The organism is Celeribacter naphthalenivorans (assembly GCF_020524585.1).
GTDB lineage: Bacteria > Pseudomonadota > Alphaproteobacteria > Rhodobacterales > Rhodobacteraceae > Celeribacter > Celeribacter naphthalenivorans.
Genome location: NZ_JAIVLK010000006.1, coordinates 206,970 through 219,205, shown reverse-complemented (window position 1 = coordinate 219,205; position 12,236 = coordinate 206,970). Strand labels below are relative to the sequence as shown.

The 12,236-nt window shown below is 60.0% G+C and carries 13 protein-coding genes; 4 read left to right on the top strand and 9 right to left on the bottom strand.

The annotated features are described in order from the left end of the window. Positions 1 to 8 precede the first annotated feature (8 nt). On the bottom strand, positions 9 to 389 hold the full coding sequence (gene hisI / locus LC094_RS14465; RefSeq protein WP_226553500.1) for a phosphoribosyl-AMP cyclohydrolase: 381 nt from the start codon (positions 387 to 389) through the stop codon (positions 9 to 11). A gap of 64 nt (positions 390 to 453) precedes the next feature. Between hisI and LC094_RS14460 the strand changes: the two genes are divergently transcribed. Beyond that, positions 454 to 921 carry an iron-sulfur cluster assembly scaffold protein gene (locus LC094_RS14460; protein ID WP_226553499.1) on the top strand — a complete coding sequence of 156 codons (468 nt, stop codon included), beginning with the start codon at positions 454 to 456 and terminating at the stop codon, positions 919 to 921. A 74-nt stretch (positions 922 to 995) separates the two neighbouring features. Further along, positions 996 to 2,414, top strand: a complete 1,419-nt coding sequence (locus tag LC094_RS14455; protein ID WP_226553498.1) for a methyl-accepting chemotaxis protein — start codon at positions 996 to 998, stop codon at positions 2,412 to 2,414. Positions 2,415 to 2,607: 193 nt separating this feature from the next. Here the strand turns inward: LC094_RS14455 and LC094_RS21595 are convergent, their stop codons facing one another. The 5 genes from LC094_RS21595 to sciP form a co-directional block, all read right to left on the bottom strand. Continuing rightward, positions 2,608 to 2,730, bottom strand: a complete 123-nt coding sequence (locus tag LC094_RS21595; protein WP_264186505.1) for a hypothetical protein — start codon at positions 2,728 to 2,730, stop codon at positions 2,608 to 2,610. Between the two features lie 121 nt (positions 2,731 to 2,851). Continuing rightward, the gene (gene recG / locus LC094_RS14450) at positions 2,852 to 4,945 is read right to left on the bottom strand and encodes an ATP-dependent DNA helicase RecG (RefSeq protein WP_226553497.1); all 2,094 of its coding nucleotides are present in this window, start codon (positions 4,943 to 4,945) and stop codon (positions 2,852 to 2,854) included. Between the two features lie 4 nt (positions 4,946 to 4,949). Then, positions 4,950 to 7,088, bottom strand: coding sequence for an NAD-dependent DNA ligase LigA (ligA, locus tag LC094_RS14445; protein WP_226553496.1), 2,139 nt, complete (start codon positions 7,086 to 7,088; stop codon positions 4,950 to 4,952). A 160-nt stretch (positions 7,089 to 7,248) separates the two neighbouring features. Next, the gene (gene ctrA / locus LC094_RS14440) at positions 7,249 to 7,968 is read right to left on the bottom strand and encodes a response regulator transcription factor CtrA (protein ID WP_167602998.1); all 720 of its coding nucleotides are present in this window, start codon (positions 7,966 to 7,968) and stop codon (positions 7,249 to 7,251) included. A gap of 117 nt (positions 7,969 to 8,085) precedes the next feature. Continuing rightward, positions 8,086 to 8,364: a CtrA inhibitor SciP gene (gene sciP / locus LC094_RS14435; RefSeq protein WP_167602997.1), complete on the bottom strand. Its 279-nt coding sequence runs from the start codon at positions 8,362 to 8,364 to the stop codon at positions 8,086 to 8,088. 126 nt (positions 8,365 to 8,490) lie between these two features. Here sciP and mnmA point away from each other — a divergent pair, with 126 nt between their 5' ends. Beyond that, positions 8,491 to 9,636, top strand: a complete 1,146-nt coding sequence (gene mnmA, locus LC094_RS14430; protein ID WP_226553495.1) for a tRNA 2-thiouridine(34) synthase MnmA — start codon at positions 8,491 to 8,493, stop codon at positions 9,634 to 9,636. A gap of 1 nt (position 9,637) precedes the next feature. Further along, the gene (locus LC094_RS14425) at positions 9,638 to 10,027 is read left to right on the top strand and encodes a lysozyme inhibitor LprI family protein (RefSeq protein ID WP_226553494.1); all 390 of its coding nucleotides are present in this window, start codon (positions 9,638 to 9,640) and stop codon (positions 10,025 to 10,027) included. Here LC094_RS14425 and LC094_RS14420 read toward each other — a convergent pair. From LC094_RS14420 to LC094_RS14410, 3 genes are read right to left on the bottom strand one after another with little or no spacing between them, the layout of a single operon-like run. After that, on the bottom strand, positions 10,015 to 10,305 hold the full coding sequence (locus LC094_RS14420; protein WP_226553493.1) for a hypothetical protein: 291 nt from the start codon (positions 10,303 to 10,305) through the stop codon (positions 10,015 to 10,017). The two genes, LC094_RS14425 and LC094_RS14420, sit on opposite strands and share 13 nt — an antisense overlap. Then, positions 10,302 to 11,456, bottom strand: coding sequence for a lipid-A-disaccharide synthase (gene lpxB / locus LC094_RS14415; RefSeq protein ID WP_226553492.1), 1,155 nt, complete (start codon positions 11,454 to 11,456; stop codon positions 10,302 to 10,304). The genes LC094_RS14420 and lpxB overlap by 4 nt, the downstream gene beginning before the upstream one ends. Beyond that, a complete protein-coding gene (locus LC094_RS14410; protein ID WP_226553491.1) occupies positions 11,453 to 12,235 on the bottom strand; it encodes an LpxI family protein in 783 nt (260 codons plus the stop codon). Before LC094_RS14410 ends, lpxB begins: the two co-directional genes overlap by 4 nt. Between the last annotated feature and the right edge of the window lies 1 nt (position 12,236).

Below are 12,236 nucleotides of genomic sequence, written 5' to 3'. Positions count from 1 at the left end.
CAATCCTGTCAGCCCATTGGCGTCATAAGCTCCACCGACCCGCCATCTCGCACCGCACGGTAAAAGCACGACCGACGGTTGGTGTGACACGCGGGGCCGGTTTGATCGACCAGAACGAGAATGCAATCGCTGTCGCAATCATAGCGGAAATCGACCAGCTTTTGCAGATGGCCAGAGGTCTCGCCCTTGACCCAGAATGCCTGACGCGACCGCGACCAATAGGTCACCTTGCCGCTCTCCAGCGTCTTATTCACCGCCTCTTCGTTCATCCAGGCCATCATGAGCACCTCGTGGGTCGCATGGTCCTGCGCGATCACCGGGATCAGCCCCTTGTCATCGTATTTCAGCTGGGCGGCATCGAATGTGCCAAAACTCTCTTCGGAACACATGGTCCGTCCTTTCCAAGCGCGGGTGTTTGCCCTATCTATGAGCTCCGATCTCGAAAGGCAAACCATGTCCACGCAATCGCCGCCGCCCTCCACCACGGACCTCGCACAGCTCTACTCCGGCAAGCTTCTGGCGCTGGCCGCCGATATTCCGCTGACCGGACGGCTGGAGGACCCCATGGTGTCGATCAAGGAGCGCGCGCCGCTCTGTGGCTCCACCGTGACGGTCGAGATGGATGTCGAGGACGGGCGCATCACGCGGTTTGCGCAGGATGTGAAAGCCTGCGCTCTGGGTCAGGCTGCGGCCTCTGTGCTCGGGCGTCATGTCCTCGGTCGGACAGAGGCCGAAATGATCCGCGCGCGCGATGAAATGACCGCGTTTCTGAAAGACAGCGGCCCCGTGCCCTCTGCGCCCTTTGAGGGGTTCGAGGCCCTCCTGCCCGCCCGCGATTTCAAGAACCGGCACGATTCCATCCTCTTGGCGCTCCGGGCCACCTGTCGCGGCTTTGAAGAGCTCGCAAGCCAACGCGCATAGGCGATTTTCGAGGCTTTGCTTAACTCTCCCGTAAGACCCGCTGCGTAAAACTGGCGGCCATATCGGAGGAGCGCATGATTCCAAATCCTGAATTTACCGACGCGCAGTCTACATCTCAGTCCACCGACCCGCGTATGACGAAACTGGCCGAATATGCCGGCCGTCTTGGGTTTGAAGTGGTAGATATTGCGGGCTTTCTCGACAGTGTCGATCAACAGTCACAGCATCAGATTTCCGTCCTCGGGCGCGTCCAAACCTCTGCCTCCGAGGTGATGATCGCCAATGGCGCCGTGCGAGATGCGCTTGGCCGTGTGACGGACATCACGAACCGGACTTTGCAACGTGTCGAGGGATCGGTCGCTTTCGTGCGCGAAACCGGGCAAAAATCGCAAACCGTCGCCTCATGGGTCAAGGAGCTTGCGGCGCGGATGGAGCGTGTCGCGACCTCTCTCGAGGCGGTCGAGGCCAACAATGCCAATATCGCCGACATTGCCCGTCAGGTGAACATCCTCGCGATCAATGCCAAAATCGAGGCCGCGCGTGCGGGCGACAGTGGCCGCGGCTTTGGTGTCGTGGCCGAAGCGATCAATGAGCTGTCGCAAAAGACCGCCCGCGCCGCAGAGGGCATCGAGGAAAACATCGAAACCCTCTCGTCCTGGGTCGGGCGCCTGCGTGAAGAGGCCTCTGGCGTGTCCAATGACGCAAGCCATGTGATCGAATCCTCCGTTGAGGCCGACCGGGCGCTGACGGAAATCGCGCAGGGCGTTCAGGAATCCCATGGCGCAACCCGAGTGGTGGCGGCGGAGGCAGATAAGGTGCAACAGGCTGTCGAGGCCTTTCAACCGGCGTTTGACGAGATCGGAAAATCTGCGCGCGGCACGGCGGAAGGCATCCATGTCGCCAATACCCGTGTGGAGGACCTTATCGACACCTCTGAGACAATCTTTCAAACCACCGTGGCTTTGGGCGGGGCGAGCGAGGATCAGGGGTTCATTACCCGAGTGCAAGAGGCGGCATCGCAAATTTCTGAGCTGTTCAGTTCCGGGATTGCCAGTGGGCGGATCAGTCGTGGCGATCTCTTCGACCGGAGCTATACACCACTTGCGGGCACCGACCCGGCGCAGCATATGGCGCGGTTCACCAGTTTCACGGATGAGGTCTTGCCGGGCGTGCAAGAAGCCATGCTCACCTTCGATCCGAAAGTCGTGTTCTGTGTCGCGATTGACCCGAACGGCTATTTACCGACCCACAACAAGAAATTCTCGCAACCGCAGGGCAAGGATCCTGTCTGGAACGCCGCCAATTCCCGCAACCGTCGGATGTTCGATGATCGCGTGGGGCTAAAGGCCGGGCGCAACAAGGAGCCTTTTCTGTTGCAGGTCTATCGCCGGGACATGGGCGCCGGGACATTCGTGATGATGAAAGATCTCTCGGCGCCGATCTTCGTCGATGGTCAACATTGGGGCGGCTTGCGCCTCGGCTATACGTTTTAAAAAAAACCGCCGCACTTCAAAAGAAGGCGGCGGCAGGCATGATCTGATGTCACAGGGGATAGGCAAGAGGCAATGGCGGTTGAGGGCGCCACATCTGACAGGAACAGGTAAAGCGTCAGAACAAGCTCATAGAAAGCCAAGTGTGTCGGGGTCAGATCGGAGGCAGAAAGAAAAGTCAGAGACTGGGGGGGGCTCAAACCAGAGCGGGCAGTGTTAGCCCACCGACAAGGATCACCAAGAGAGCAAGGGCACCCAACATATCTTCGAACAGCGTCGCTTGGGAGCGGGCAACAATAGATTTCAGGTCTTTGATCATAGCATCCTCACCAGTATGGTTAATGACTTGTTGCTAATTTGTTCTCATATTGCACGCGACCTGTAAAGAACTTTTTAAGAACATTTGTGAACAAAAGTAGGAGCAGAATCTGAGCCTGATCTTAACCCACTGAAATCAAACGGATTGCTTCATCTTTGCCCATGAGCCAAAGAAGAACACGCACATGGTCTCCTCGTTCCGTTTCTAGTTTCGGATCGTCATGTAGCAGTTTTCGCGCATCCGATTGCGCCAGCGCCATGAGGGCCGATTGCCGTTCCAGGTCGGCAACACGGAACCGAGGCAGCCCCGATTGCGCCGTACCCAAGACATCGCCCGCGCCGCGCATCGCCAAATCTTCCTCGGCAATACGAAACCCGTCTTCGGTCTCGCGCAAAATCTCCAACCGCCGCCGACCGGTTTCTGTTAGAGGCGGTTTGTACAACAGCAAACAGGTCGAGGCGATATCGCCGCGCCCCACCCGGCCCCGCAACTGGTGCAGCTGCGCCAAACCAAAATGTTCCGCCCGTTCGATCACCATAATCGAGGCGTTGGGCACATTGACCCCCACCTCGATCACCGTCGTGGCGACCAGAACAGACAGCCGACCGGCGGCGAAATCCGCCATGGTGCGATCCTTGTCCTCGGCCGCCATCTGACCGTGCACCAAGCCGACATGACCCTCGCCAAAGGCTGCGCGCAGCGTTTTGAACCGCTCTTCGGCGGCCATCATATCGACGACTTCGCTCTCTTCGACCAGCGGACAGACCCAATAGGCCTGCCGCCCCTGCGCAATCGCACCTTTGAGATGCGCGACGACCTCATCGATCCGCTCAATAGAACTCAGCGCCGTCTTGACGGGTGTGCGCCCGGGCGGTTTTTCGTCCAACACGGAGACATCCATATCGCCGTAATGCGCCAGCGAAAGCGACCGGGGGATCGGCGTCGCGGTCATCACCAGAACATCCACCGCCTCGCCCTTTTGCGCCAGCGCCAGACGCTGCGTGACGCCGAAACGGTGCTGTTCGTCGATGATCGACAGGCGCAAATCATGGAATTCGACATCGTCCTGAAACACCGCATGGGTGCCGACAAGAATGTGAATGTCCCCGCGTTTCAAAGCCGCCAATTTCTCCGCCCGTGCGCGACCTTTATCGCGCCCGGTCAAGAGCTCCAACACCACACCGGCAGCCTCAGCCAGAGGTTTAAGTCCCTCAAGATGTTGACGCGCAAGGATTTCCGTCGGCGCCATCATAACACCCTGCCCGCCCGTTTCGACGGCCACCAGCAACGCAAAGAGCGCGACCAAGGTCTTTCCCGACCCCACATCGCCCATCAACAGCCGGTTCATCCGCTGCGGGGCGGCCATATCCGTGGCGATTTCATCCATCGCGCGGGCCTGCGCGCCGGTCGGGCGATAGGGCAGCTTTTTCAACACCTTACCGCGCAAATTCCCGTCGCCTTCGTTCACCCGTCCCTTGCCCCGCCGCACCCGCGCCCGCGCCAGAGCCAGCGTCACCTGATGTGCGAAGAGTTCGTCATAGGCCAACCTTTGCCGCGCGGCACTGGTGGGGGTGATTTCATTTTGCGACAGCGGGCGATGCGCCTGCGCCAAAGCTGCGTTGAAATCGGGCCAACCTTCGCGTGCCTTCAACGCCGGATCGATCCATTCCTCGAGATCAGGAACCAATTCCAACGCCGCCGCACTCGCCTTGGCCATGGTTTTCTGGGTCACCCCCGCTGTCAACGGATAGACCGGCTCATAGCCCGGCAAATCGTCAGACTCCTCAAGCGTCAGAACATAATCCGGGTGCGGCATCTGATATTGGCCGTCATATATTTCGACCTTGCCCGACAGCAAACGCCGCTCGCCCACGGGCAATTGCGCCTCGATCCATTTCGGGGACCCGCGAAAGAACACGACCTGAAAGGCGATCTCTCGATCCTCGACGATCACACGATACGGCAGCCCTTTGCGCGCGGGCGGTTGGTGACGCAGCACGGTGACTTCGACCGTGGCGATCATCCCGGGTGAGACCTCGCGCAGGCTGTCGCGTCGCCGCCGATCCACCACGGCATTGGGCAGGGTGAACAAAAGATCGCGCGGGCGTTCCACCGCGAGCGCAGGCATGAGCTTAGCGGTTTTCGGACCGATGCCAGCCAGAGTTTCAAGTCCGGCAAAGAGCGGAAAGAGGATATCCGGGCGGCCCGTGCTCATGCGCTCATGCGTCTCCGATCAGGGCGAGCCAGCCGTCTTCGTCCAAAAGCGCGATGCCCAACTCGCGGGCTTTCTTCTCTTTCGAGCCCGCGCCGGGCCCCGCCACGACGAGATCGGTTTTGGCAGAAACCGAACCCGAAACCTTGGCGCCAAGCGCCTCGGCGCGGGCTTTGGCCTCGGATCGGCTCATTTTTTCCAATGTGCCCGTAAACACCACAGTTTTGCCACTGACCGGACTGTCATTTTTGGGTTTTTCGGCTTCGATCGGGCGCAGTCTCTCGACGAGTTTCGCGATGCTTTCGCGTTCGGCCTCCTGATGAAAGGCAGTGACCAAGGAGGTCGCCATGACCTCGCCCACGCCATCGATAGACAAAAGATCGTCCCAGGCTTCGCCCGCGCCGATGGTCATTGAGGCCATGGCGGTCTCGAAAGCCTCCCACGTGCCGTAATGCGTCGCCAAAAGATTGGCGGAGCTGTCGCCGACGTGGCGGATGCCGAGGCCAAAGATGAGCTTGGCAAGCGGAATGTCGCGCCGAGCATCGATGGCATCGAAAAGATTGAGCGCGGATTTCTCGCCCCAACCTTCGCGGTTTTTGAGCTGTTGCAGTTTACCGGGGCCAAAGTTTTCTTTGAGATCAAAGATGTCAACGGGTTCTTTAATCCATCCATCTTTGTAAAATTGCTCAACCTGTTTCGCACCAAGGCCTTCGATGTCGAAGGCGCCGCGCGAGACGAGATGTTTGAGTTTTTCAACCGCCTGCGCCGGGCAAATCAATCCGCCGGAACAGCGGCGCACCGCATCGCCCTCTTCGCGGATCGCCTCGGAGCCGCATTCGGGACAGGTGGTCGGAAAAACATAGGGGGTGCTGTCAGCCGTGCGTTTGCTCAGATCGACATCGGCCACTTTCGGGATCACATCGCCCGCGCGGTAGACCTGCACCCAGTCGCCGACACGGATGTCTTTGCCGTCCCGGATGTCTTCGCCTTTGCTATCGAGGCCCTTAATGTAATCCTCATTGTGCAGCGTGGCGTTGGAGACGACGACGCCGCCGACGGTCACGGGCGTCAGCCGCGCGACCGGCGACAAGGCCCCGGTGCGGCCGACCTGAATGTCGATGGCTTCCAGGCGGGTCCAGGCCAATTCGGCGGGGAATTTATGGGCGATGGCCCAACGCGGCGTGGTCGAGCGAAAGCCCAGGCGGCGTTGCAATTCGAGATTGTCGACCTTGTAAACCACGCCGTCGATGTCATAGCCCAGTGTCGCACGCTGAGTTTCGATTTCACGATAATGCGCGATGAGAGCGTCGATCTCGGTGAAGCGCTCGGTCAGCGGGTTGGTTTGGAATCCCAGCGCCGCGAGACGTTGAATCGCACCCATTTGCGTGTCCGACAGTGGTTCGGAAATCTCGCCCCAGGCGTAGGCAAAGAATTTGAGCGGACGCGCGCGGGTGATCTCGGCATCGAGTTGGCGCAGGGACCCGGCGGCGGCGTTGCGCGGATTGGCAAAGGTCTTGCCGCCGCGCTCGGCATGGCGGGCATTCAAGGCTTCGAAATCGGCGTGGGACATATAGACCTCTCCGCGCACTTCCAGCACATCCGGCGCGCCAGTCAGTTCTTGCGGAATGTCGTCGATAGTCCGGGCATTGGCGGTGACGTTTTCGCCGATCTGGCCATCGCCGCGCGTGGCGGCAGACACCAGCTGGCCCTGTTCATAGCGCAAAGACAGGGAGAGACCGTCGATTTTCGGCTCGGCCGTATAGGCAATCTCCCCCGGAGCGCCGAGATATTTGCGCACGGATCGGTCGAATTCGCGGACGTCTTCGTCGTCAAAGGCATTCGCGAGTGACATCATCCGCACCGCATGGGTGATTTTTCCAAAGCCCTCGGCGGGTGTCGCGCCGACCTGATCCGTCGGGCTGTCGCTGCGTTTCAGTTCGGGAAACCGCGCCTCGATGGCCATGTTGCGGCGCTTGAGCGCGTCATAGTCGGCATCCGACATCACCGGGGCATCTTCGGTGTGATAGGCGGTGTTGGCCCCGTCCAAAAGCTCCGCCAGTCGGGCAAGCTCCGCACGCGCCTGCGCCTCTGTCAGCGCGTCGACGTCAAATGTGGCGTGGTTTGCGTTGTCCAGAGCGTCAGCCATAAAAATACCTCCCCGCAGTTGCTTCTCCTTGGTTTAGGAGAGGCGCACGGGGAGGTCCAGTCAGATATCCACGGGTCGGAAAAGTGAGAGGAAAAAACACCTCGACGGGGTACAGACCGGCGGCGCAGAGGTCGCCGGCTACAGAAATTTCAAGCCAGCGTCAGGCACCGATCGCAATCTGTTCGTCGCCATGACCGCTGCCCGGCTCCGGATCGCGCAGCACGTAGCCACGGCCCCAGACGGTTTCGATGTAGTTTTCACCGTCAGTCGCATTGGCGAGCTTCTTGCGAAGTTTACAGATAAACACGTCGATGATCTTGAGTTCCGGTTCGTCCATGCCGCCATAGAGGTGGTTGAGGAACATCTCCTTGGTGAGCGTCGTGCCCTTGCGCAGGGAGAGAAGCTCCAGCATCTGGTATTCCTTGCCGGTCAGATGCACAGGCTTGCCGCCGACGGAGACGGTTTTGGCATCGAGATTGACCTCGATCTTGCCGGTGCGGATGATGGATTGGGAATGCCCTTTGGAGCGGCGAATGATGGCGTGAATACGCGCCACAAGCTCTTCGCGGTGGAAGGGTTTCGTCAGATAGTCATCGGCACCAAAGCCGAATCCTTTGATCTTGTTCTCGGTGTCATCGGCGCCCGAGAGGATCAGGATCGGCGTGTCGACACGGGCCAGGCGCAATTGGCGCAGCACGTCGTGTCCGTTCATATCCGGCAGACCGAGGTCCAGAAGGATCAAATCGTAATCATAAAGTTTCGCGAGATCGATCCCCTCTTCGCCAAGATCCGTCGTATAGACGTTCAGGTTGGCGTGAGACAGCATCAACTCGATGCTTTTCGAGGTGGTGGGATCGTCTTCGACCAGCAAAATTCGCATAACCGTGGGTCTCCGTTGCTATCTTCCAAATGTGTTCTTGTTGCGTTCGCTCATTAGGAAGATGGTCAAAAATGGTTAACTACACGTTACCAGTTTTAACCTTTTCGCATTTTCAACTCAAGGTTGTCTATATTTTTGCACCGCAGTGGCCTTAAGAGCCGCTTCACCATGCTCGGAAATGGCATTTTTCCACGAATTGAACTCTTCTTCGGACAATCCGTACATTTTCAGAGCTTCCGTCAGGGGAATCAGTCCGAAGACCACACCCTTGACCACCAGAGCCTTGCGAGAGGCCACCCAGCGGCGGGTTTCCTTTGGCGGAAGGTCGGCACGGGTCATGATTGATCCGTCGGGAAGCGTAACGGCACGCGGGCCATCGACTTTTTTGAGATACATGGGCTCACCCTCGTCTTGAATTGCACAGCCTTTGTGACTCAATCCTCTTAATGGGGGGTGAAGCCGGGCCTTGAGAATAGGTCGAATTTTCTTATATAGCGGGTCTGTTCCCGAAAGGATTTGTTCATGTTTGACGACGGCGCACACCCGCTGAACTCCCTGGGCTTTGCGAAAGCCCCGAAAGACACCCGCGTGGTTGTGGCCATGTCGGGGGGCGTCGACTCGTCTGTCGTCGCGGCCATGCTGGCCGAAGAGGGCTATGACGTGGTCGGCGTGACGCTTCAGCTCTACGACCACGGCGCGGCTCTGGCCAAGAAAGGCGCCTGTTGTGCCGGGCGTGACATTCACGACGCACGCCGCGTGGCCGAGGAAATGGGCTTCCCGCATTATGTTCTGGATTACGAGAACATTTTCCAAGACGCAGTGATTGATGAATTTGCCGACAGCTATCTCGCGGGCGCGACGCCCGTTCCTTGCATCCGCTGCAACGAGCGGGTGAAATTCAAAGACCTGTTGAACACCGCCAAGGATCTCGACGCCGATTGCATGGCGACCGGGCATTATATTCAGCGCGTGATGGGCGACACCGGCCCTGAGCTGCATTCGGCGGCCGATGCAAACCGCGATCAGAGCTATTTCCTGTTCTCCACCACGCCCGAACAGCTGTCTTACCTGCGTTTCCCGCTCGGGCACCTGCCGTCGAAAGACGCCACCCGCGCGCTGGCCGCGAAATACGGTCTCTCGGTGGCGGATAAACCCGACAGCCAGGACATCTGTTTCGTGCCCAACGGCAATTATGCGCAAGTCATCGAGAAACTGCGCCCCGGCGCCGCCGAACCCGGCGAGATCGTCGATCACAATGGCAATGTGCTGGGCAAACACAAAGGCGTCATTCATTACACCATCGGCCAACGCCGCGGGCTTGGTATCGGTGGGCTTGCCGATCCGCTCTATGTGGTGAAACTCGATGTCGACAACCGCCAAGTGGTGGTCGGCCCGAAAGACATGCTTGCCACCCGCAAAATCCCGGTGCGTGAGATCAACTGGCTGGGGGATGAACCGTTCACCTCGCGCGACGAATGGGTGCTGGACGTCAAAGTCCGCTCCACCCGCCCGCCGCGCGAAGCCATCGTGCGCCCGATTTCGGAGACCGAAGCCGAGGTCGAACTCATCGTCGCCGAAGAAGGGGTCTCGCCAGGACAGGCCTGTGTGTTCTACGATCCGGAGAGCCCGCGCATCTATGGCGGCGGGTGGATTTGGAAAGGGAACTGAGATGAACCGCTTTGTCCTCGTCGCGCTTTTGACCCTGTCTCCGGTCTCGGCCGTCGCCGACGCCTCTTCGGAATGCGCACTGGATCTTGGCTCTCAGGTGGAGATCGCGGATTGCGTGGCGGCCACCGAGATCAAAGCCACCCGTGCGATGGAGATGATGCTCGAATTCGCCAAAAGCTCGGCGCAGGAGCTTGATGAGATGACCGGGCGCGTGGTTGCCCTGCCCGCCTTGGAGGCCTCGCAAACCGCTTGGGAGACCTACCGCGATGCGCAATGCGATTATGTCGGCGCAGGCTTTGGCGGCGGCTCCGGCACCGGAATCGCGATCCGCTCGTGCAAGGTCGAGCTGACCCGAGCGCGGACCAAAGAGATCGAATCTCAGTTGCGTTGAAGCGGTGAGAGGCTGACCAGATAGGCCGCAAGATCGGCGTTGTCCTGATCACTGCGGCTCGGGTCAAAACGGATTTTATGGCTGGCCAGAAACGAAGCCAAACGCGGCGCGTCCTCTGGCGACACCACCATATCGATCGACACCCCATGACAGCGCGCGCAGCTTTCCGCATAGAGCACAGCGCCGTTTTCGGCGTCCCCTGTTACATCCCCTGCAAAAAGAGGCGCGCCCATCACGACTAAGAGCGCCGCCGTCTTCATTGCAGTGAAAATACTCACTTGGCCAACCCATCCAACACAGCCCGCGCCGCCCGCAGACCCGGTGGTTCTTCGCCCCGGCCCAGACGCCCCATGGTCAAAGCGAGGGCGGCATGTTGATCCGCGCCCGCGTTCAACACATGCGACAGGCTTGCCGCGATCTTTTGTGGGATACAGTCGGCGCCCAGAAATTCCGGCACCACACGGGTTTCAGAGACCAGATTGACCAGTGTCACCGTGTCGATCAACAGCTTGCGTTTGACGATCTGCTCGGTGAGCCAGGCCATGCGATAGGCCACCACCATCGGTGTGTCGTTGGCCGCAAGCTCAAGAGACACCGTTCCCGAGGCCGCCAGCGCCACATCGGCGGCGCGGAAAGCGGCGGCTTTGCCCGCTTTGTCCGTCGCCTCGATCAGGATCGGCGCGACCTTCCACTCTCGCGTCACCTCACGCACCAGCGGCTCGACATTCTGCGCCATGGGCAGGACGTAACGCGCCTCCGGGTGATGTTTGGCAAAATGCCCAAGCGTCTCGCCAAAGATCGGCGCAAGGCGCGTGACCTCGCCTCGGCGTGACCCCGGAAGGACCAGCATCAAAGGCGCGTCGCCAATGTCATGCGCCGCGCGGAAGGCCGCGACCTCGGACTCTGTGGCGACATCTTCGGTCACCACCGGATGACCGACGAAATCACAGCGCAAGCCCTCTTTCTCGAAATACGGCGGCTCAAAAGGAAAAAGCGCCAGCACCTGATCCACGCGCTTTGCGAGCTTGGCCGCCCGTTCGGGCCGCCAAGCCCAAACCGTCGGCGCGACGTAGTGGCACATGCGGATGTCACTTCGCGCTTTGACAATATCCGCGACGCGCAGGCAAAAATCCGGGCTGTCGATGGTCAGAACCACGTCCGGCTTCCAGTCCAATATCGCCTCGGCCACCTCGCGAATGCGGCGTTTGAGGTGAAAATATTTCGGCAGGATTTCCGCAATCCCCATGAGCGACAGTTCGGACATCGGGAATTGCGAGGTGAGCCCCTGCTCCGCCATGGCCGCGCCACCGACGCCGCGAAATTCGACATCGGTGAGGGCTTTGAGACCCGCCATCGCCGCGCCACCCAACCGGTCGCCGGAGGGTTCACCCGCGATGACAAAGACCTTAAGTCTCGTGGAGAGGCTCATTGCGCTTTCAGGAAGAGACCTGCCTCCTTGATGCGCGCTTCCACGGCGTTACGGTCCAGCACGATCACCTCGCCCGCCGGGATCACTAGCCCGCCGAGACCTGCGGTGATCACCGCCTCGATGGTGGCCATACCAATGGTCGGCACGTCGATACGCATGTCTTGTCCGGGCTTGGGCGCTTTGACGAAAACGCCCTTGGCGCGGCGCAGGCGGTCCGGCGTGGCTTTGACAAAATTCAGCATCGCATCCGTGCCCTGAAGCGTCTCGATTCCCAGCACCTGCCCGCCCGCACAGACCGCGCCCTGGCCCACGTCGAGCGGCCCCAAGACGTCCAGCACGGCTTGCGCGCGGGCGGCATCGTCCAAATCTTCGCGCGTTGGTTTGCGGCCCCAAAGCGTTCCGGGCTCCAGCACCAGATCGGGACGAATTTCGGTCGCGCCGCGAATGAGAAAGCCCTGATCCTCGAAGAGCGCCAGCACCTCGCGCAGCAAGCCGTCATCACCTTTTTTCAACGCCATCGCGAGGCGCAGCGCATGGCGGTCCATCAGCACCGGGTTCACTTTCGGGCGGCTCATCGCGCCTGCAAAAGTGACCGCACCCACGTCATGGAATTTCAGCTCCTTGAACAACCGCCCGAGTTTCTCGATCCGCGCAGGAACATGCGTCAGACCGCCCGGCACCGGCGTGTCGTCAAAGGTGACATAGACGGGATCGTTAAGCGCCTCCGCCAAAAGCCGGGGCAGCGCGCCCGATCCGGCGATAATCGCGGTCCGGGTCATG

What these genes read in the sequence shown, in the direction of transcription:
- hisI (WP_226553500.1), bottom strand. Translation starts at nt 389, where the DNA reads ATGTGTTCCGAAGAGAGTTTTGGCACATTCGATGCCGCCCAGCTGAAA.
- LC094_RS14460 (WP_226553499.1), top strand. Translation starts at nt 454, where the DNA reads ATGTCCACGCAATCGCCGCCGCCCTCCACCACGGACCTCGCACAGCTC.
- LC094_RS14455 (WP_226553498.1), top strand. Translation starts at nt 996, where the DNA reads ATGATTCCAAATCCTGAATTTACCGACGCGCAGTCTACATCTCAGTCC.
- LC094_RS21595 (WP_264186505.1), bottom strand. Translation starts at nt 2,730, where the DNA reads ATGATCAAAGACCTGAAATCTATTGTTGCCCGCTCCCAAGCGACGCTG.
- recG (WP_226553497.1), bottom strand. Translation starts at nt 4,945, where the DNA reads ATGAGCACGGGCCGCCCGGATATCCTCTTTCCGCTCTTTGCCGGACTT.
- ligA (WP_226553496.1), bottom strand. Translation starts at nt 7,088, where the DNA reads ATGGCTGACGCTCTGGACAACGCAAACCACGCCACATTTGACGTCGAC.
- ctrA (WP_167602998.1), bottom strand. Translation starts at nt 7,968, where the DNA reads ATGCGAATTTTGCTGGTCGAAGACGATCCCACCACCTCGAAAAGCATC.
- sciP (WP_167602997.1), bottom strand. Translation starts at nt 8,364, where the DNA reads ATGTATCTCAAAAAAGTCGATGGCCCGCGTGCCGTTACGCTTCCCGAC.
- mnmA (WP_226553495.1), top strand. Translation starts at nt 8,491, where the DNA reads ATGTTTGACGACGGCGCACACCCGCTGAACTCCCTGGGCTTTGCGAAA.
- LC094_RS14425 (WP_226553494.1), top strand. Translation starts at nt 9,638, where the DNA reads ATGAACCGCTTTGTCCTCGTCGCGCTTTTGACCCTGTCTCCGGTCTCG.
- lpxB (WP_226553492.1), bottom strand. Translation starts at nt 11,456, where the DNA reads ATGAGCCTCTCCACGAGACTTAAGGTCTTTGTCATCGCGGGTGAACCC.
- LC094_RS14410 (WP_226553491.1), bottom strand. Translation starts at nt 12,235, where the DNA reads ATGACCCGGACCGCGATTATCGCCGGATCGGGCGCGCTGCCCCGGCTT.